Origin of the sequence: Streptomyces sp. NBC_01298 (assembly GCF_035978755.1) — a bacterium.
Classification (GTDB): domain Bacteria; phylum Actinomycetota; class Actinomycetes; order Streptomycetales; family Streptomycetaceae; genus Streptomyces.
Genome location: NZ_CP108414.1, coordinates 1,207,795 through 1,226,972 on the forward strand (window position 1 = coordinate 1,207,795; position 19,178 = coordinate 1,226,972).

Consider the following 19,178-nt stretch of genomic DNA (forward strand, 5'->3'; position numbering starts at 1 on the left):
CCCGGATCAGAACCCGGATTCAGGCCCCAGGCTCCGCGGGGGCCGGTCCGGTGGTCGCCCGGATGACCAGCTCGGGGTCGAACAAGAGCTCCCCCGTGGGCACGTCCCGGTTGCTGACCAGCGCCAGTACGCTCCGCCCGACCTCCAGGGCGAGCCGGTCGGCGGGCTGGCGCACCGTGGTCAGGGGAGGGTCGGTGAACTCGGTGATGGACGAGCCGTCGTAGCCCACGACCGAGACGTCCCCGGGCACCGCGCGGCCCTGCCGGCGGATGCCCCGGATCGCCCCGAGGGCCATGTAGTCGCTGGCGGCCACGATCGCGGTGGCGCCCAGGGCGAGGAGCGGGCCGACGGCGGCCTGACCGCCCTCCACCGTGTAGGACTGCCGGATCACCCAGCGCTCCGGCTCCTCGATGCCCCGCTTGGCCATCGCCTCCAGGAAGCCCCGGACCCGGCGGTCCGCCGGCTGGTTGCCGGCCGGGCCGGAGGCCATGCCGATCCTGCGGTGACCGAGCCGGTGGAGGTGGTCGACGGCCAGCTCCGCGGCGAGCGCGTCATCGGTGGAGAAGACCGGGGTCGCCACCCCGTCCGCGAACTCGCCGTTGATGCCGACGTACGGGACCCGGCGCTGGCGCAGCAGTTCGTAGGTCTCGGTGTCGGCGCCCTCGACGGTGTTGGACGCGGAGAGGAAGACGACGGCCGCGACGCCCTTGTCGACGAGCGCGGAGATGAAGTCTCGCTCCTGGACCCCGCCCGGGAAGGCCGGGCAGAGAATGGTCTTGAGTCCGTGCGGGGCGAGCGCCGACTCGATGCGCTCGGCGACATCGGCGAAGAACGGGTTGGACACGAACTCGGTGATCACCGCGACCAGTTGGCCCTGGGTCTGCCGTTCGTAGCCGACTTCCGCCATGGCCTGTTCGACCGCGTCCCGGGTCTTCTTCGACACGCCCTGGCGTCGGTTGATCACCCGGCTGACGGTCGCCTCGCTGACCTGGGCGCGAGCGGCGACCTCGGTGATCCCGACCTTCATCGCGGTCCTTCCGTGATCGTGAGCGATACCAGACCGCCGCGCGGCACCGCCAGCGAGCGAGCTCCCTCCGGCAGGTACGACGGCGGACCGTCCATGATACGGCCGTCCGGCCCGTGGACCACTCCCCCGACCGCGCCCCCGCCGCCCAGCACCTCGACCATCACCCGGTCCCGGTCCGAGCCGTTGACCAGGTCGAAGCGGCGGTACGCGGAGAAGTCCAGGGGGACGACCCGGTCCCCGTGCACGCTCAGCAGACAGTGGTCCCCGGCGCTCACCCGCACCAGCGGGTACAGCTCGTCGGGCCGGCCCGGTTCCACCTCCCCGTCCAGCAGCAGCCCCCGCCACAGCCGCCACCGTCCCAGCCAGAACCCGACCGCCTCCCGGTGCGCCGCCGGCAGCCGGTCCAGCCGTACGGAGATCTGCGGCACCGCGTGCAGGGCCCCGATCAGCTGCCGGGCCACCGCCGCCACGGGCGCCCCGGGCGACCAGAGGAGCATGTCGGAGTGGACGGCCCCGCCGACGGCGAGCAGTGCGGTGTCGAGGGTGCGGACCCGGTTCGCGATGGCGTCCGCCGGGCAGTCGACGGAGCGGAGCATGTTGCCGAAGGGGGCCATGCCGGGTCCGGTGTAGGGCTGGCGCAGTTCCAGCAGCACGCCGGGGCGTACGGATTCCAGGGCGGCGCGCAGCTCCGTCAGCAGGGTCACCATGGCCACGCCGACGTCCCCCGCGCCGTCGCCCGCGTACACCATGGCCTGCTCCAGGAAGTCGAGCTTGAGTCCGTCGAGCCCGTACGCGCGGACCAGCCTGACGCAGAAACCGACGACGTGCGCGCGCACCTCGGGGCGGCGGGGGTCGAGCACGTGCGCCCCGGGCACGGTGGCGGGGGCGGGTGCGCAGCCGGCCCAGCGGTCGTGGCAGGCGGCTCCGGAGCCGAGCAGCAGCGGGGCGACCCAGGCGAGGTAGCTCAGCCCGTGCGCCCGGACCCGGGCCACGTGTCCGGCGAAGTCGGGGAACTTGGCCCGGTCCGGCTCCCAGTCCCCGCAGCCGGCGTACCCGCGCCCGTGGCCCTGCTCCTGCCAGCCGTCGTCGAGGATCAGTGCTCCGCAGCCGAGTCCGGCGGCCAGTTCGGCCTGGATTTCGACGGCGGCGGCGCTGACGTCCTGGTTGAAGGCGTACCAGGTGGAGTAGACGGGGGTGCGGGCCGCGTCGGGCACCGGCGCGGGGGCGAGTTCGGCGTCGAACCAGGAGCGCAGGGCCCGCAGGGCCCGTGCCACCGAGGGTGCGCGGGGGACGAGCAGGATCCGGTGGGCCTGTCGGGCGGCGGGCAGCCGGAGGTGGACGACGTGGGTGTCGTTCTCCTCGGAGACCCCGAAGCGGAGCTCGGCCTCGGGCACCGGGTCGGTGGCGGCGAAGGCGAGCAGGGTCGCGCCGTCGTGGTCGTAGAGGCAGCCGGCGGCGTGGCCGTCGACCAGCGAGACCCTGGAGCGGCCCTCCCAGTCGGCGAGGAGGGTGCGCCGCCAGCCGCCCTGCGGATGCCAGTAGCCGGCGGCGTCGCCGAGGGGCACGGAGAAGCGGATCTCGACGGGGGCCCCGTCGGCCCGGACCTCCAGCATCCGCAGCCCGTCGGGGAGTTCGCTCAGCGTCCAGGCCGGGTGGACGCCAGGGGCGTGGGCGAGGACGGCGAGCGAGACCCCGTCGAGCAGCGGCTCCTCGCGGGCGGGCGCCAGCCCCGCGGTGGTGACGGGCTCGGCGGTGGGCACGTCGCTGGTCACGCCGCTCGTCACGCCGCTCGTCACGGCGCTGGTCACGGCACTGGTCACGGCACTGGTCACGGGGTCACTCCTTCACGGCGCCGGCGAGCAGGCCGGACACGAACTGGCGCTGGAGCGCGAGGAATACGAGGGCCATCGGGATCGCGGCGGCCGCGGTTCCGGCGAGGATCGCTCCGTAGTCGGTCTCGTCCAGGCCCTGGAGGGAGGCGAGGGCCACCGGGACCGTGAACGTGGCGCTGTCGCGCAGGACGATCAGCGGCCAGATGAAGTCGTTCCACTGGTACAGGAAGAGGAAGATCGCCAAGGCGGCCAGCGCCGGTTTCATGGGAGGGAGCACCACCTTCCAGAACAGCCGCAGTTCACCGCAGCCGTCCATGCGTCCCGAGTCGAGGAGTTCGTCGGGGAGCGCGGCCATGGACTGGCGCATCAGGAAGATGCCGAAGGGCAGGGCCAGATTGGGCATGATCACGGCCTGGTAGGTGCCCAGCCAGCGCAGTTCGGCCATCAGCTGGAAGAGCGGTACGAGGGTGACCTGGGCGGGGACCACGAGCCCGAGCATGAGCAGCCCGAAGAGCGGTTCGCGGCCGCGGAAGCGGTACTTGGCGAAGCCGTAGCCGGCCAGCGTGCAGACGGCCCCCGCGCACAGGGTGTAGATCACCGCGATGAGCAGGGAGTTGAGGACCACCCGCCCGAAGTGCGCGGTGTCCTGCAGCGTTCGCAGGTTCTCCGCGAGGTGCCCGCCGGGCAGCAGGGGCGGCGGGCTGTCGAAGATCTCCCCGGAGCTGTGCGTGGCGGCGACCACGAGCCAGTAGAAGGGGACCAGGACGGCGGCCAGCGCGATGGCGAGTCCGGAGGTGAGCAGGATGCTCCTGCCGCGGTGTCGGGCGGCGGTCATGACTTCTCCCCCAGGAAGCGGAACTGGATCACGCCGAGGATGCCGATGAGGACGGCCAGGGCGTAGGCGATGGCGGAGGCGTAGCCGAAGTCGAAGTACTTGAAGGCGTTCTGGTAGACGTACACGCCGATGGTCAGGGTGGCGTTGTCCGGGCCACCGCCGGTGAGCACGTACGGCTCGTCGAAGATCTGCAGGGTGCCGATGGTGGACAGCACCGTGGTGAGCAGGAGCGCGGGGCGCAGGCCCGGCAGGGTGACGTGGCGGAAAGCGTGCCAGGGCCCGGCCCCGTCCACGGCCGCGGCGTCGTAGAGCTCGGCGGGCACGGACTGCAGGCGGGCGAGCAGGATCACCGCGTTGTAGCCGGTGTAGTGCCAGGTCAGCGCCAGGCCGAGGGACACCTTCGCCCACAGGGGGTCGGTCAGCCACGGCGACGGGTCCAGACCGACGAGCCCGGTCAGCCAGTTGACCAGACCGTAGTCCTTGTTGAGCAGGACGGAGAAGACGATCCCGTAGGCGACCAGGCCGGTGACCATCGGCAGGAAGAAGCCGAGCCGGAAGACGGCGCGGGCGCGCAGGGCGGTGGAGTCGAGGGCCACGGCGAGGCCGGTGGCGAGAGCCAGCATGACCGGTACCTGGACGGCGAGGATCACCGCGGTGTTCTTCAGGGCGGTCCAGAACAGCGGATCGTGCAGCAGCCGCGCGTAGTTGTCCGCGCCGACGAACCGGTCGCTCCCGCCGACGGTCTTGTGGAGGCTGATCACGAAGGACCGGCCGATGGGGTAGAGCTTGAAGGCGGCGAAGAGGAGCAGCGCGGGCAGGACGAAGAGGTACGGGGCCGCGCGCCGGCCCGCCCGGGGGCGCCGGGCCGTCCCGCGCGCGGCGACGGCCCGGACCCCGCGGCCGGCGCGCGTGGCGGACGGGGCGGACGCCGTGGACGGGCTGGTCACCGGGAGACCTTGCGTCCGGTCTGCCGGCCGAGCTGGTCGGCGGCCTCCTTGAGGACCTTCGCCGGGTCGGCGCCGCTCAGCAGCACCTTGGACTGGGCGTCGGTGACCAGTTTGAGGGCCCGCGCGTAGTCGGCGGTGTAATTGAACGCGGGCGAGGGGGCCTTGAGCGCCTCCAGGAAGACCTCGCCCTTCTTCTGGCCGCCGAAGAAGGCGGACGGCTCGTGGAAGACGGCGTCCTCGTAGGCCCTCATCAGGGCGGGGGCGATCCCCTTGCCCCGGTAGATCCGCACCTGGGAGGCCGGCCGGGTGAGCACGAACTCGATGAAGGACCAGGCGGCGGCCCGGTGCTTGCTGCCGCCCGCCACCGCGAGGTGGGTGGAGTTGACCGTGGCCGCGGTGGATCCGCCCCGGCGCACAGCCGGGGGCAGCCGGACCTTCCACTTGCCCGCCTCCTGCGGCACCTGCTCCTCGATGATGCCGCCGAACCAGGTGGGCATGGGCAGGACGGCCGCGGTCCCCTGCTTCAGCGAGCTCATCAGGGCGTTCCAGCCGCCGGCGAGGTCGCTGACCAGGCCGGCGTCGTTCATCGTCTTGATGAGGGTCATGGCCTTCACGGACTCCGGCGAGTCGAGGGTGATGTTCCCGCCGAGGTCGAAGTAGAAGGCGCCCTGGAGTTGGAGCAGCATCTGGAAGAAGTTGGCGGCGTCGGCCTGGGAGGCGGGCTTGTCGATGCCCAGCAGGTGGGCGCCGGTCTTTGCCTTGATCTCCTTGCCGGCCTCGATGGTCTCCTCCCAGGTCTGCAGGGCGCCGGCATCGACCCCGGCCTTCTCGAAGAGGTCGGCCCGGTAGTAGAAGCCCGCCGAATTCGCCTCCCAGGGAAGGGCGTTGACCCGCTTGCCGTCGGGGGACACGGTCTGCCACATGCCCTGGGCGAAGGCGTCCCGGTAGGTGTCCGCGCCGAGCGGCGCGAGGTCGGCGAGGCCGCCGGGGAACTTCTCCACATAGCCGGGCAGGTAGTCGACGCCGATGTGCAGGACGTCGGCGAGGCCCTGGCCGCCGGCCGCGAGCCCGGTGGTGATCTTGTCCCAGATGGCGGGGTTGCCGATGTCTTCGACCGTCACCTCGATCCCGGGGTACTTCTTGTTGAACTCCGGGACGAGCGCCTTCATTTCGGCGGCGGGGCCCTGCCAGGACCAGACCGTGATCCTGCCCTTGTCCTTCTCCCCCGCGGCCCCGGCCTGCCCCCCGGCGGCTTCGCCGCCCGTGCCGGAACAGGCGGTCAGGGCGCCGAGCGATCCGGCCCCCGCGGCGATGGCTCCAACCGTCCGCAGCACTCTCCGACGTTCCAGTTCCATACCTGACCCACCCCTGCTCGCACCGTTGCGGAAGCCGACTGGCCAGGACTGTAGCCACGCCTTCTCCTCACTTGCAAGAGTCTGATGAAAACTTTCAGTTGGATCGCGCAACAGATCCTGACAAGACCATTGCAAACTCTCAGAGACGGTTGCTAGCGTGCCGCCCGCCCCGCCCTGCCCCGGCAGGCCCAGCCGCACCCCGCCCACACCAGGGAGAACCCGATGACGCGTTCCCGTGTGCCACTCCTGTCCGCCCTCGCCCTGCTCCTGCCGCTCGCCCCGCTCACCCTCGGCGGCCCGGCCTCGGCGGCGGAGCCGACGGGCAGGGCCGCCGGCTCCGCACAGACCCCCGCCCTGCTGACCGTCACCAACCCCGGCTTCGAACAGGGGCGTACCGGATGGCGGTTCACCTCCGGCACCGGGGTCGCCACGAACTACCCGCACGGCGCCGCGCGGCTGGCCTACCTCGACGGCGGGGCGGGCAAGAAGGTGTCCCAGACGGTGACGGCCACGGGCCGGGGGACGTACGACATATCCGCCTGGATCGCGACGGGCGGGCCGAACGGCCACTACACCGCCCGCGTGAACGGCGCGGTCGCCGCGACGCTCACCCTGCCGAGCGCCTCGAACTACCGGCGCTACACGCTCGGTCGGATCGCCCTCGCCCCCGGTGACGTCCTGGAGATCGCCTTCGAGTCCGGGGATGCCTGGGTCAACGCCGACGACGTGATGCTCTCTCCCGCCTCCCCCGCGGACCCCCGGGTCAGCTCCTCCGACCCGAAGATCGTCGAGATGTTCGACTGGTCCAAGCGCAAGGCCAACAGCTGGGTGCACCTGCCGGGCACCAGGGGCCCGCTCAACGTGGACGAGAACCGCACCGGCGGCAGCGGCAACGGCACCTACGCCGCCTCCTACTGGGCCGGCTACGCCAACCGCAGCGGCTACTACTCGCGCGACATGGCCCACCAGCTGTCCGGGGCGGGGGTGCTCGCCCTGCACGCCGAGAACAAGTCGATGCTCCGCTCCTTCGCCGCGTCCGCCACCCCGGAGCACAAGTACTACCCGGCGTGGGCCTTCAACTTCGACACCTCGACCTACCTCTCGATCGACTACAAGAGCCCGACGAACTTCGTCCGCGAGGTGCCCGCCACCTTCGAGCTGGTGCAGAAGTCCGAGGAGGCGTACCGCTGGAGCGGGGACCGCGCCTACCTCGACGATCCGGCCCTGTGGGAGTTCTACCGCCACGCCACCGACGAGTTCGTCACCCTGCACGACGGGCTCAAGGACAACGGCGCCGTGAAGGTGGCGGAAGGCACCGGCCAGGGCATCTTCCAGGGCACCGCCAGCTACAACGAGCAGAGCGGCGAGCCCCTCGCCGAGGCCGGCGACGCGATCGGCTCGCAGTACCAGGCGTACCTGGCGATGGCCTCGCTCGCCCGCTCCAAGGGGGACGGCGCCCTAGCCGACCGGTACGAGACCAAGGCCGGAGACCTGAAGGCCTACTTCAACTCCACTTGGAGCGGCGCCGGTTCGGGTGCGTCCATGGTGCGCGGCTACACCACGGACGGGCGCGCCCTGACCGGCTGGGGCAAGGAGAACAGCTGGTTCATGCCCATGAAGCGGATCATCGACCCCGGCCCCCGCCGGGAGGCCTACCTGGACTACATCGACCAGCAGGCCTCGGGCCCGGGCCGCCCTTCCAACATCGAGGCCCTCACGTACCTCCCCGACACCTTCTTCCGGAACAACCGCAACGACACCGGCTGGAAGTGGATGAAGGACGTCTACGACCACAAGGACATCCAGCACGTGAACACCAAGCAGGGCACCAACGGGGACTACCCCGAGGTCTCCTTCACCCTGCTCGGCCAGACCGTCGAAGGCCTGCTGGGCGTCACCCCCGACGCACCCTCACACACCCTGAGCACCGGGTCCCGGCTGCCCTCGGGCATGGACTGGCTGCGGATCGACGACCTCCGGATCGGCGACTCGGCCTTCGCCCTGCGCCACGACGGGGCGACCAAGTCCACGCTCACGCACACCTCGGGCAGCGCCCCGTACACCTGGGAGGCCCGCTTCCCCGGCACCTATGCCACGCTCACGATCGACGGAGTGCCCCAGCCGGCGCGCACCAAGGTGCTGGACGGGTTCACGTACACCTACGCGACCGCGACCGTCGCCCCCGGCCGCACGATCACCGTCCAGGCGGGCTGAACCGGGACCGGCCCACCGGCAGCCGCCACCCGGCCACCGGCAGTCACCGCACGGCCACCGGTTGGCCCTCAGCGGTCAGTTCTGCCGCAGGGGCGGCATCGGCAGCGGGATGGAGTAGGCGGTGGCGCCCGCGCCCACGCCGCCCTCGCAGGTGTTCGGCGGCTGGGTTCCCGTCCCCCGGGTCGAGGGCCTTTCGGCCGCCCAGAACATGTAGCCGAGCAGGCCGGCCGTGGTTCCCGCGCCGTGGGGCGCCGCGGTCTGGGTGAAGGAACCGGTGGACTTCTGCAGGGAGTTCGCGAAGGCGGTGCACTCGGGCAGCGACTTCGTCTGGTCGCTGATGTAGAGCCCCGCGGTGAACTTGGCGGGCGCCAGCGGCAGGACGGGCGGCGAGTAGGTGGACTTGCCGTCGAGGTGTTCCTGCCAGTTGGCGATCGCGCCGGAAGCGGAGGGCTGGCGGGCGGGGACCATCGCGTTGGCGTAGTCGAGCACCGGTACGTCCGTACGGAGCCAGTCGGCGGTGGCCTTGCGGTTGATGCCGATCAGCCAGCGGTCACCGGCGGCGGTGTCGATCGTGAGCCGCGCGCGCTGGTCGGCTCCGGAGGCGTCGTAGGGGTGGCGGGACCGGTAGGTGTCGATGAAGGTCTGCAGGCCGGCCAGGTTCGGGTTGGTGTTCTGTTCGTAGTCGATCTCGATGCCGACACCCAGCCGGGTCGCGGCGTCGGCGGCGTTCAGCCCGAGCTGTGCGGCGTTTTCGGACAGGGCCGCGTCCCACTCGTCGGTGTAGGTGATGCCACCGATCGAGAGCATCACGCGGATGCCGCGCGAGGTGAAGTACTGGACGATCTCCGGGGTGATCCCGCGCGGGAGGCCGTCGACGGTGGTCGCGTCGTTCGTACGGTGCAGCAGCTTGAGCGGTTCGACGAAGCTCAGGACGACCAGGTTCACGGAGGGCCGGCCGTCGCCGCGGTCGATGAGCCAGTGGTTCATCGAGTCGAACTCCGCGATGGTGCGGACGGTGCCCCAGGTACACGCGTCGTTGCTGCAGTGCCAGGCACCGTAGACCTGCGGGCCGGTCGCCGAGACGGCGGACGCCGCGGTGCCGGTCGCCGTCGCGGCGGGGACGGGGAGGAGCAGTGCGAGGAGCAGGACGAGAACACCGAGCAGTCTGTGACGCATCAACGCCTCCGGGGAGGGAGCGGCCCGAGTGGGGGGTGGCGACCGCCGCCAGGGTGGCAGGTACAGACCAACTCGACAAGGGTCCGCGCCTCGTCTCTCGGGCATCGTCCGGGGTCGGCCCCTGGTCGTCCCGGGGTCGTCCGGCTCGTAAACGCGGACGCGTTCGCCGAACGGCTGTGGCAGCCGTTCGGCGAACGCCCTGCGGTGGCCGCGGGGTCGGATGGTCATCCCCCGTCTTGTCATGACCATCCGTGTCCCGTCAGGGGGGGCAGCGGCAGGTGGTGCGTGGCACGTGCGCGCGGCCGGTTGGGTGGACCGGGTCAGGCGCGGACTACCACCAGACGCCGGCGCGGAGCTTGCTCCAGGTGTTGGGGCCGACCTGGCCGTCGACCGAGATGCCGGCGTGGCTCTGCACGCTCTTCACGGCGTTGTAGGTGGCCGAACCGAACTGGCCGTCCTCCGTCAGCCAGGTCGGGTAGCTGGTGTTCTGGTTGATCAGGCACTGCACCTGCTTGATGCGCTTCACCGCTTCCGAGCCGGTCTGGCCCGTCGTGGTGAGCGCGGTGCCGCTGTAGTAGTTGCAGGTGTAGGCGGCGCTCTGCTCCGAGGGGACGGGGGCCGCGCTGGCGACGCCGCCGAGGGCGAGTCCGCCACCGAGTACGGCCGTGGCCACGGTCACCATGATCTGCTTGCGAAGGTTCATCTGCTGTGCCTCCGTTGTCGACGACCGGGCATCCGGCCCGGTGTTGGCAGCGACTCTCCTGCGCCAACATCGGCGGTGTCCAGCAAGCCCGGAGACGGGGGTCAGCGTGGGACGTCCCACGCTTTGAACTGCTGGGACGTGTTGCTCCGGGACACTTTCGTGGGACGCCGGGACGAGGGGGGATCGGGCCAAAGCATCCCGGGCCCTGGCCAATCCGCGGGTGGCGGCCCGATGCTGTGCCCTGGATTGAGGGGGGAAGCCACAGTGGCTCGTTGGAAGGAACTGCCCGCCGGCCTCGACGGCCGGGAGCGTCGGCTGGTGGCCGAGTTACGGCGCCTGAAGGACCACAGCGGCCTGAGCCTGGCCGCCCTCGCCGCCAAGACCGGCTACAGCCGCTCTTCGTGGGAGCGGTATCTCAACGGGAAGCAGTCAGTGCCCCGCGAGGCAGTCGAGGAACTGGCCCAGCTCTGCGGGGCGGACCCGACGCGGCTGGTGGTCCTGCACGACGTCGTCGTCCAGGCCCGACAGCAGGCCCCGGCCGCGGCCGGGGCGACGGACGGTGCGGCGCCACGGCCGGAAACCCCGGCCGGCCCGAGAGTGCGCACCGTCCCGTTCCGCGCCTTCCTCGCGGGGATCGCGGCGGCCGTGGTCGTGGCCTTCGGCGCGGGTCTCCTGACCGGTGGCGCCTGGGCCGATGACGGGGCGGATGGCGGGGATGCCGGTACGTCCGGCTACCGGCGCGGAGTGGCGTACGACTGCAAGATCAGCCGGCAGCAAGGTGCGTTGCACGCCGGGCACAGCACCAGCCGCGAGATCCTGCTCGACACCAACAGCACGGGCTTCGACGTCGTCGAGGTCCAGTGCCTGCTGCGTGAGCACGGCTTCGACCCGAAGAGCACCGACGGGCTGTACGGCCAGGACACCAAGGACGCCGCCACCCGGTTCCAGGCGGCGCACGGACTGGTCGCGGACGGGATCGTCGGCCCGAAGACCTGGGCGGAGCTGCGCAAGTGACCCTGCCGGCGGAGTGCGGGCACCTGGCCGCCGAGCTCCGGCAGCTGCGTCGGCGGACTGGCCTGAGCCTCGCGGACCTCGGCCGGAGCACCCCGTTCAGCAAATCCTCCTGGGAGCGCTATCTCAACGGCAAGCAGCCGCCGCCCCGGCAGGCGGTCGAGGCGCTGTGCGCCCTCGCACGCCGGCAGCCCGGTGAGTTGCTCGCGCTGTGGGAACTCGCGGACAGCGCCTGGAGCGGCCGAGCCGTCCCCACGTCCCCCGCCTCCCCCGCCTCCTCCACGTCCTCCACGTCCCCCACCTCCCCCGTCGGCCCCCGCCCCGTACCGGGTGGCCGACGCCGGCGGACGGTCCTGGCGGCCTCCGCGGTCGGCGGCATCACCCTCATCGTGACCGCGAGCCTGCTCCTGCCGCGCGGGAGCGGACCGCGGCACTCCGATGGTGCCGGGACGACGGAGAAACCGATTCGCAATCCCGGCTGTTCCGCGGCGAGCTGCACCGGCAAGGACCCGGTGCGCATGGGGTGCGGGGGTGCGGGCATGGTCACCGACCTGCGCACGGACACGGGGCCCGGCTCCCGTCAGCTCGAACTGCGGTACGGGGCCTTGTGCCGGGCCGTGTGGGTGCGGACCTCGGGCCTGCAACCCGGGGACCACGTCGAGCTGTTCGTCGCCGGTGTCCCGGACCCGCAGGAACTGTGGGTGAGCGAGGCGGACCTCGGTCGGTACGCGGCGACTCCGATGGCCGCGGTACCCCAGGGGACCGCGGGCACCCGCTCGTGCGTGACCCCGGGCAACCCGGCCGACGGCGCCCGGGTCTGCTTCGGCTGAACCACCCGGCACCGGGCCCGCCGTTCACCGGCGGCGGCCCCGTCGCGGACCGCGCCGGGAAGCGGTGGCGGTGGGATCCGGCGGCCCCCCGGGCGCGCCCGCCACCGGTTTGCGCGGCGGTTCCGGGCGGGCGGAGCGCAGGGGGGTCAGGAGGCCCGTGGCGGCGATCAGGACGCAGAAGGCGCCCGCGGCCAGGCTGGTCGACGGGACGCCGTGCCGGGCCGCCAGGGCGGTGAGCACCGCGGCTCCCACCGGGCCCGAGGCGTTGTGGACCGTCCAGAACGCGGATGTGACCCGCCCGAGCAGGTGGTCCGGGGTGACCTCCTGGCGCAGGGTCATGGAGCAGACGCCGCCCAGCGTCACCCCGAACATGAAGAGGACGGCCATCCCCGCGATCACGGGCACGCCGCGGCTGACCCCGATGCCCGCCACGGACAGGCCGATCAGCGCGACCGAGCCGAGCCAGCACGGGCCGAAGCCGAGGGTCCGGCGCAGCGGCCCGGCGGCGAAGGAGGCGCAGACGATGCCGATGCCGCTCACGGCCATCACGTAGCCGATGGTCGCCGGGGAGCGGTCGAGCTCGTCCTCGAGGCGGAAGATCAGCAGGTCGGTGGCGCCGATGGTGACGAAGGTGAGGAGGGTGAGCAGGACCGTCAGGGGGCGCAGCAGGGCGTGCGACCACAGGAAGCGGAAGCCGACCACGAACACCTCGCGCAGTGAGGTGTTCGTCCGCGACGGCCAGGGCGCTGCGGCGTCCCCCCGGGTGCGGAAGCGGACCCACCGCAGGCTGATCCCCGAGACGAGGAAGGTGGCTCCGTCCAGGGCGAGCGCCCAGGACCCGTCGATCCCCGCGACGAGCAGGCCGGCCACGACCGGGCCGAGGAGGGTGCCGAGGGCGAAGGTGCCCATCAGCCGGGCGTTGGCGGCGGTCAGGTCGGCCGGTTCGACCAGGGCGGGCACGGCGCTCACGTAGGCCACGTCGAAGAGCGTCTTCAGTACGGTGACCAGCGCGGTCAGCACGTACAGCCACCAGATCCGCGGGCCGCCGAAGGACCACACCAGCGGGACGGAGCCCAGGAGCGCGGCCCGCGCGAGGTCGCAGCCGATCATCAGGCGGCGGCGGTCCACCCGGTCCACCACGTGCCCCGCGAAGGTTCCCGTGGCGATGGCGAAGACCCCGGAGAGGGCGGTGATCAGGCCCATCCCGACCACGGATCCGGTGAGTTCGAGGACGATCAGCGGCAGGGCGAGCATCGATATGGAGCCGCCGAGCACCGACAGGGCCTGGCCGAGCCAGAAGACGATGAAGGGGCGGTTGTGCCGCAGTCCGCTCCGCGGGCCGCTCACCCCAGCAGGGCGTAGACGGTGGAGGCCTTCGCGGCCGGTTCCTCGGCGCCCTCGGGCGTCATGGTGATGTCGGCGAAGGCCATCCGCTTGCCGAGTTTGGTGACCCGTACGTCGATCAGCACGTCGGCGCCGATCACCGGCCGCTGGAAGCTCGTGGACTGCTGGACGGTGGTCATCGGACCGTAGGCCCCGCGCGCGGCGGAGATCGCGATGACGGTCGCGGTGTCCGCGGCGGCCATCAGGGCCTGCCCGCTGAGGCCCCCGCCGTCGCGGGCGAGGCTGTCGGACCAGGGCAGCCGCAGTACGGCGTGCCGGTCCCCCGTCTCCTGGACGGTGAGTCCGAGGGCGAGCACCCAGGGGGCGAAGTTGTCGTGGAGGATCTTGTCCGCGTCTGCCGGCGTCAGCGTCGTCATCGGGTGATTGTGGCGGCCCGGCCCGGACCGCCACAACTCCCTTCGCGCCAGGCGCGCCTCAGAGGGAGGCGGCCAGTTCCGTGCCCTGGCGGATGGCCCGCTTGGCGTCGAGTTCGGCGGCCACGTCGGCGCCGCCGATCAGGTGCGCCTCGATGCCGGCCGCGCGCAGGGCCTCGTACAGGTCGCGGCGCGGTTCCTGGCCGGTGCACAGGACCACCGTGTCGGCGGGTACGAGGCGCTGCTCGCCCTCCACCGTGATGTGCAGGCCCTCGCCGTCGATCCGGTCGTACGCGGCCCCGGCGACGGAGACGACACCGCGGTGCTTGAGCTCCGCCCGGTGGATCCACCCGGTGGTGGTGCCGAGCCCGGCGCCGACCTTGGTGGCCTTGCGCTGGAGCAGGTGCACCTGGCGCGGCGGGGCGGGGCGCTCGGGGGCGGTGAGGCCGCCGGGTCCGGTGTAGGCGGTGTCCACGCCCCAGTGGCGGAAGTAGACCTCCGGGTCCTGGGAGGCGCCTTCGCCGCTGTCGGTGAGGAACTCGGCGACGTCGAAGCCGATTCCGCCGGCGCCGAGGACGGCGACGCGCTGCCCGACGGGGGCGCCGTCGCGCAGGACGTCGAGGTAGCTGACGACGTTGGGGCCGTCGACGCCCTCGATGTCGGGCATGCGGGGGGTGACGCCGGTGGCGACGACGACCTCGTCGTAGCCGCGCAGGGTCTCGACGTCGGCGCGGGTGTTCAGCTTGACCTCGACCGCGTGCTCGGCGAGTTGGGTGCCGTAGTAGCGGATGGTCTCCTCGAACTCCTCCTTGCCGGGGATGCGGCGGGCGATGTCGAGCTGGCCGCCGATGTGGCCGGAGGCCTCGTAGAGGGTGACGGCGTGGCCGCGGCCGGCCGCGGAGACGGCGCAGGCCAGGCCGGCCGGGCCCGCTCCGACGACGGCGACGCGCTTCTTCAACTGCGTCGGAGACAGGATGAGTTCGGTCTCGTTGCAGGCGCGCGGGTTGACCAGGCAGGTGGTGAGCTTGCCGCTGAAGGTGTGGTCCAGGCAGGCCTGGTTGCAGCCGATGCAGGTGTTGATGGTCTCGGAGCGCCCGGCGGCGGCCTTGGCGACGAAATCGGCGTCGGCGAGGAAGGGGCGGGCGAGCGAGACCAGGTCGGCGCGGCCGTCGGCGAGCAACTCCTCGGCGATTTCCGGGGTGTTGATGCGGTTGCTGGTGACGAGGGGGACGGAGACCGCGCCCATCAGCCGCTTGGTGACCCAGGTGTAGGCGCCGCGCGGGACGGAGGTGGCGATGGTGGGGATGCGGGCCTCGTGCCAGCCGATGCCGGTGTTGATGATGGTGGCGCCGGCCGCCTCGATCTCCTTCGCGAGGTGGACGACCTCGTCGAGGGTGGAGCCGCCGGGGATCAGGTCGAGCATGGAGAGGCGGTAGATGAGGATGAAGTCCTCGCCGACGGCCGCGCGGGTGCGCCGGACGATCTCCAGCGGGAAGCGCACGCGGTTCTCGTAGGCGCCGCCCCAGCGGTCGGTGCGCTTGTTGGTGGCGGCGGCGATGAACTCGTTGACCAGGTAGCCCTCGGAGCCCATGATCTCGACGCCGTCGTAGCCGGCCAGCTTGGCGAGCCGGGCGGCGCGGACGAAGTCCTCGACGGTGCGCTCGACGTCGGCGTCGGTGAGCGCGTTCGGGACGAAGGGGCTGATGGGGGCCTGGAGGGCGCTGGGGGCGACCAGGTCCTTGTGGTAGGCGTAGCGGCCGAAGTGGAGGATCTGCATCGCGATCTTCCCGCCCTCGGCGTGCACCGCGTCGGTGACCACCCGGTGCTCGGCGGCCTCCTCCTCGGTGGTGAGGCGGGCACCCCCCTCGAAGGGCCGTCCGGCGTCGTTCGGGGCTATGCCGCCGGTGACGATCAGGCCCGCGCCGCCGCGGGCGCGCTCGGCGTAGAAGGCGGCGAGGCGCTCGAAGCCCCGCTCGTGCTCTTCGAGGCCGGTGTGCATGGAGCCCATGATCACGCGGTTCGGCAGGGTGGTGAAACCGAGGTCCAGGGGGCTCAGCAGGTGCGGGTACCGGCTCTGGGGACTCATGGGGGGCGCCTCCTCGCGCGGGGGGTGATGAACCTGTTCTAGCTGAGCGGGCGCTTATTATGCAACTAGGTGCACAACCGAGTGCGGAACCCCGCGGCCCGGAGATCCGCGGATTCCCAGGGCCGAGGGCCTTCACCGGCGGCACCTGTGGCGCAGTTCACGGGCCGGAGTGATCGCGAAGGATCGGGGGATGCCCGCATTCCCCGCCCCCGAGGGCCGTGACGCCCGCGTGCGCCACGGCGCCCCCGCCATGCGCGCGGCCCTGGCCGCCGCCGCGGCCACGGTGCTGCTCACCGGCTGCGCCATCGCCGAGTCTGACACCGACCGGCTCGGCCGCAAGGCCGCGCCGGACGCCGTGGACGCTGCGGACGCCCCCGCGCACGGCACGACGGTCGGCATCGGACAGCCCGTCTCCCTGGTCCTCACGGGGCAGCAGACGGCTAAGGCGAATGGAACCTGAGCTGGGACGAATGGCTGCGGGGCAGCGCCCTGGGCGCCTCCAAGACCTGATCCCAGCCCCCACCGGAGCCCGCCCGGTCGCGTGCGTACCGCCCGCGCTGCTCCTGGTCGCCGCCAGCGGCTGTTTGGGCGTGAACCGGAGCCGAACGGCATCCCGCAGGAGGGCGGCCGCCTGGAGGAGCCCCACGTGCACGGGCACGGTCCCGCAAGGGGCGTGCTGGTCGTCCACGGGTGATGACGCGCTGGGTTGTCGCCCCGTGCCTGGCCCTGTCACTCGGGTGCGTACGGCCCTGTTGCCGCCCGCAGGGTCTGGAGGGCGGCCAGTCTGTGGACGAAGCGGATCGCGAGGAGGGCGGCCACGAGCGACAGCATCCCCTGTGCTGCGGCTGCGCCGGCGGTGGCGGAGAGGCCCGCCGCGTCGGTGGCACTGTCGTACAGGGCCCCGTACACCCGGTCGGCGAGCAGGGACAGGAGCCACATCAGCCACCACCAGGTGATGAACGCGGTGGAGGTGGGTCGGTCGGAGCCGTTGGGGCTGAGCTGGCGGCTCGCTTCCCAGGTCTCCCTGGCGACGCGGACGGGGATGACCAGGTTGCCGAAGGGGATGAACCAGCCGCCGATGGCCCAGCCGCTGGACCGGGTCGCCGTGTCGGGCCTGAAGGCCTTGGCGGTCTTGTGGGCGAGGTAGAACCAGGTGATGAAGACGCCGGCCGTGGCGAGCAGGAGCGGCATCTGGATGAGGGCGGCCAAGGCCATAAGCGCGTCCGGCGGGGTGAGGCTGTCGGCCGTGCCCGCTTCGGGGTACTGGCCGCTCTCCAGTACCGAGCGGACGTAAAGGCCGGTTCCGGTCAGGAGCAGGGCGTACGCGCCGGAGACCGAGAGCAGCACGATCGTGGCGATGGACAGGCCGCGGGGCGGGCGGGGTGTGTCGGGCAGCGAGTTCCAGCCCGGCAACGGCTGGACGGGTACCGCTTGGTGGGCGTAGTCGGGGTCAGATGCCGCGGGTGGCGGCGAGCCGGGCGTGCTGTAGGACATGAAGTGGTACCCCCCACGGGAACGTGAACGTGTGACGTGAAAAGAAGGAAGCCGGCCGGCTGACGCGCACGGCGCCCCTCGGCACCCCCGGCCATGCCTGAGCTTCGGGTCCGGTGCCGATCCGTGCCGCCTGGTGCGGCCGTCCGCCGGACTCTGCCAGTCGGCTGCGGGGAGAGCAAGTGATCTTGAGGGGGTACATGTCGAGGCATCAACCCCGAACGGGCGCGAGACGGTCGACCGGCCGTCACCGTCGCCGGACGCTTCCGACGACCCCGTACGGCCGGAATGGTCACAAGTCGGATTCGTCACCCACGTCGGCGGCCGACAGCCTCGCGAGGGGGGGCGGGCATCAGGGTGAACCGGAGTGCTTGCCTGTCAGGAGAGGACGGTCGTTCTCTTCGTACAGGTGACGGCCGGTCATCCCGCCGGCCGGATGGCGGGATGACCGGCGACGCGGACGGGGCCGCGAGGGCGAAGTGTGGGGCCGATGCCGGAGGGAAGCGGGGCGTGGCCGGGGCGGGGGGTCAGGCGGCCTTGCTCAGCTTCTTCCAGTCGTCGTAGCCGATGCTCCAGTCGGCGTATCCGTTGCCGGGGCCGTCGACGTTCTTGATGGCTTCCTTCCCCTTGATCGTGAGCAGGTCGCCGAGGATGGTGTTGTCGAAGAGCCACTTCGAGTCGGCCGGGGTCATGCCGATGCAGCCGGCGCTGTGGTTGGTGTTGCCGACGTACTTCTGCGCCTCGGGAACCCCTTGGTGGAGGTACGCGCCGGTGTCGGTCACCCGCATGCCCCAGTTGACCACCACGTCGTAGTCCACCGGCCCGCCCACGGACGCGGAGGTCATGTGCACCTTGGGTTCCCGGGTCTTGAGTGCGTAGGTGCCCAGTCGGGACTGGCGACCCTTGACGGGCTGCCCGCCGGACATGGGGATGGACTTCACCACCTTGCCGTCGCGCTCGACGATGAGCCGGTGGGTGTCGAGGTCGGCGGTCAGCTGCTGGTCCCGGCCGATCTTGAACGTGCGGTCCAGGTCCCGGTCGAAGTGCGCGCCGCCGGGATCGACCGTGGTGAGCGTGCCCTTGACCGTGACGTCCGTACCGGGCTTCCAGGGCTCCTTGGGACGCCAGTCCAGGCGGTCGTGGCCCGAGGGCGTGGTGACCCAGCCCCAGGAACCCTCGGTCGGGGTCGACGCGGTGACCGTCAGCGCCTTCTCCACCGCGGCCTTGTCCTTGACCGGCTTCTCGAACTGCAGGGACACCGGCTGACCCGTGCCCACCGTCTTCCCCGCCCCCGGAAGCAGATCGAAGTCCAGTACGGCTCCGGTGGTCACCTTCTGCGGCACGGCCGCCTGCGACGCCGCGGCGTGCACACCCGCCGCGTCGGCGGACCCCTTCGCGTCGTCCGCCCGATCCGTGTCCCCGCCGGAGCCGCAGGCCGTGAGGAGCATCAGCCCGGCGACGACGGCGAACAGCGGGGCCGCGGGGCGGCCACGACCGGGGGCGGAAGCCGCAGGGGTCCTCTGGGGGCGAACACGCGTCATGGTGGACGGCTCTTCTCTGGAAAGGGCTGGCTGGGGTACAGCAGTGAGGACGGCTGCCGGCAACCGTCCGGTTCTTATCTGCTTATGACCGTTGTGTGACGAACCGCAGGTCCGTCTCGTCCCGGATCGCCGGTGGTCGCCGAACGCATCGCGAAGTCCCGGGTGCTCTGAGCCGCGTGCGCTGGCCGCCCACCCGGTGGGCCCGTGGGGCTCTCCGTCCGTCACCCGCTGCTGGACGCTACCCTCTGCCGGATGACGCGGAAGCCCAGCAGCACCCGGCCGGTAGGTAGTTGCGGGCGGCGGGCGCCAGCTGGGCGCCGCCGAGGTCGGAGTTGTAGGTGTCGACGGGCGGCATGGCGGCGGTGTGGCCGAA

General features: G+C 71.9%; 16 protein-coding genes. 4 read left to right on the plus strand and 12 right to left on the minus strand.

Features of this window, described 5'->3' with window-relative positions:
- Positions 1-19: 19 nt before the first annotated feature.
- Genes OG730_RS05535 through OG730_RS05555 form a run of 5 tightly spaced genes read right to left on the minus strand, consistent with a single transcriptional unit; the run spans position 20 to position 5,975 of the window.
- Entirely contained in the window at positions 20-1,027 is a 1,008-nt protein-coding gene (locus tag OG730_RS05535) for a LacI family DNA-binding transcriptional regulator (protein WP_327303123.1), read from the minus strand.
- Complete coding sequence (locus tag OG730_RS05540; RefSeq protein WP_327303124.1) at positions 1,024-2,859, minus strand: glycoside hydrolase family 36 protein; 1,836 nt, start codon at positions 2,857-2,859, stop codon at positions 1,024-1,026. The genes OG730_RS05535 and OG730_RS05540 overlap by 4 nt, the downstream gene beginning before the upstream one ends.
- Positions 2,860-2,863: 4 nt before the next feature.
- Complete coding sequence (locus OG730_RS05545) at positions 2,864-3,694, minus strand: carbohydrate ABC transporter permease (RefSeq protein ID WP_327303125.1); 831 nt, start codon at positions 3,692-3,694, stop codon at positions 2,864-2,866.
- Positions 3,691-4,641, minus strand: coding sequence for a carbohydrate ABC transporter permease (locus OG730_RS05550; RefSeq protein WP_327303126.1), 951 nt, complete (start codon positions 4,639-4,641; stop codon positions 3,691-3,693). The genes OG730_RS05545 and OG730_RS05550 overlap by 4 nt, the downstream gene beginning before the upstream one ends.
- Positions 4,638-5,975, minus strand: a complete 1,338-nt coding sequence (locus OG730_RS05555) for an ABC transporter substrate-binding protein (protein WP_327303127.1) — start codon at positions 5,973-5,975, stop codon at positions 4,638-4,640. Before OG730_RS05555 ends, OG730_RS05550 begins: the two co-directional genes overlap by 4 nt.
- A gap of 243 nt (positions 5,976-6,218) precedes the next feature.
- On the opposite strand from OG730_RS05555, the gene OG730_RS05560 reads away from it, so the two are divergent.
- Complete coding sequence (locus OG730_RS05560; RefSeq protein ID WP_327303128.1) at positions 6,219-8,210, plus strand: hypothetical protein; 1,992 nt, start codon at positions 6,219-6,221, stop codon at positions 8,208-8,210.
- Positions 8,211-8,285: 75 nt separating this feature from the next.
- On the opposite strand, the gene OG730_RS05565 is transcribed toward OG730_RS05560, so the two are convergent.
- Positions 8,286-9,386 (minus strand): glycoside hydrolase family 18 protein, encoded by a 1,101-nt coding sequence (locus tag OG730_RS05565; protein WP_327303129.1) that lies wholly within the window; start codon positions 9,384-9,386, stop codon positions 8,286-8,288.
- 331 nt (positions 9,387-9,717) lie between these two features.
- A complete protein-coding gene (locus tag OG730_RS05570) occupies positions 9,718-10,089 on the minus strand; it encodes a peptidoglycan-binding domain-containing protein (protein ID WP_327303130.1) in 372 nt (123 codons plus the stop codon).
- Between the two features lie 264 nt (positions 10,090-10,353).
- Between OG730_RS05570 and OG730_RS05575 the strand changes: the two genes are divergently transcribed.
- Together OG730_RS05575 and OG730_RS05580 are read left to right on the plus strand one after the other, a co-directional pair.
- Positions 10,354-11,103, plus strand: coding sequence for a helix-turn-helix domain-containing protein (locus OG730_RS05575; protein WP_327303131.1), 750 nt, complete (start codon positions 10,354-10,356; stop codon positions 11,101-11,103).
- On the plus strand, positions 11,100-11,930 hold the full coding sequence (locus OG730_RS05580) for a helix-turn-helix domain-containing protein (protein WP_327303132.1): 831 nt from the start codon (positions 11,100-11,102) through the stop codon (positions 11,928-11,930). The genes OG730_RS05575 and OG730_RS05580 overlap by 4 nt, the downstream gene beginning before the upstream one ends.
- A gap of 24 nt (positions 11,931-11,954) precedes the next feature.
- On the opposite strand, the gene OG730_RS05585 is transcribed toward OG730_RS05580, so the two are convergent.
- The 3 genes from OG730_RS05585 to OG730_RS05595 are packed head-to-tail and all read right to left on the minus strand — an operon-like array spanning position 11,955 to position 15,773.
- Complete coding sequence (locus OG730_RS05585) at positions 11,955-13,277, minus strand: MFS transporter (protein WP_327303133.1); 1,323 nt, start codon at positions 13,275-13,277, stop codon at positions 11,955-11,957.
- Entirely contained in the window at positions 13,274-13,690 is a 417-nt protein-coding gene (locus OG730_RS05590) for a PaaI family thioesterase (RefSeq protein ID WP_327303134.1), read from the minus strand. Before OG730_RS05590 ends, OG730_RS05585 begins: the two co-directional genes overlap by 4 nt.
- Before the next feature lie 58 nt (positions 13,691-13,748).
- Positions 13,749-15,773 (minus strand): oxidoreductase, encoded by a 2,025-nt coding sequence (locus tag OG730_RS05595; RefSeq protein WP_327303135.1) that lies wholly within the window; start codon positions 15,771-15,773, stop codon positions 13,749-13,751.
- A 190-nt stretch (positions 15,774-15,963) separates the two neighbouring features.
- Between OG730_RS05595 and OG730_RS05600 the strand changes: the two genes are divergently transcribed.
- On the plus strand, positions 15,964-16,233 hold the full coding sequence (locus tag OG730_RS05600; protein WP_327303136.1) for a hypothetical protein: 270 nt from the start codon (positions 15,964-15,966) through the stop codon (positions 16,231-16,233).
- Between the two features lie 269 nt (positions 16,234-16,502).
- Here the strand turns inward: OG730_RS05600 and OG730_RS05605 are convergent, their stop codons facing one another.
- Together OG730_RS05605 and OG730_RS05610 are read right to left on the minus strand one after the other, a co-directional pair.
- The gene (locus OG730_RS05605; RefSeq protein WP_327303137.1) at positions 16,503-17,267 is read right to left on the minus strand and encodes a DUF4328 domain-containing protein; all 765 of its coding nucleotides are present in this window, start codon (positions 17,265-17,267) and stop codon (positions 16,503-16,505) included.
- Between the two features lie 524 nt (positions 17,268-17,791).
- Entirely contained in the window at positions 17,792-18,805 is a 1,014-nt protein-coding gene (locus tag OG730_RS05610) for a L,D-transpeptidase (protein ID WP_327303138.1), read from the minus strand.
- Between the last annotated feature and the right edge of the window lie 373 nt (positions 18,806-19,178).

Bases quoted from the DNA above. Each gene is read 5' to 3' on its own strand.
- OG730_RS05590 (WP_327303134.1), bottom strand. From the start codon at position 13,690: ATGACGACGCTGACGCCGGCAGACGCGGACAAGATCCTCCACGACAAC.
- OG730_RS05565 (WP_327303129.1), bottom strand. From the start codon at position 9,386: ATGCGTCACAGACTGCTCGGTGTTCTCGTCCTGCTCCTCGCACTGCTC.
- OG730_RS05605 (WP_327303137.1), bottom strand. From the start codon at position 17,267: ATGTCCTACAGCACGCCCGGCTCGCCGCCACCCGCGGCATCTGACCCC.
- OG730_RS05610 (WP_327303138.1), bottom strand. From the start codon at position 18,805: ATGACGCGTGTTCGCCCCCAGAGGACCCCTGCGGCTTCCGCCCCCGGT.
- OG730_RS05535 (WP_327303123.1), bottom strand. From the start codon at position 1,027: ATGAAGGTCGGGATCACCGAGGTCGCCGCTCGCGCCCAGGTCAGCGAG.
- OG730_RS05570 (WP_327303130.1), bottom strand. From the start codon at position 10,089: ATGAACCTTCGCAAGCAGATCATGGTGACCGTGGCCACGGCCGTACTC.
- OG730_RS05560 (WP_327303128.1), top strand. From the start codon at position 6,219: ATGACGCGTTCCCGTGTGCCACTCCTGTCCGCCCTCGCCCTGCTCCTG.
- OG730_RS05545 (WP_327303125.1), bottom strand. From the start codon at position 3,694: ATGACCGCCGCCCGACACCGCGGCAGGAGCATCCTGCTCACCTCCGGA.
- OG730_RS05595 (WP_327303135.1), bottom strand. From the start codon at position 15,773: ATGAGTCCCCAGAGCCGGTACCCGCACCTGCTGAGCCCCCTGGACCTC.
- OG730_RS05600 (WP_327303136.1), top strand. From the start codon at position 15,964: ATGCCCGCATTCCCCGCCCCCGAGGGCCGTGACGCCCGCGTGCGCCAC.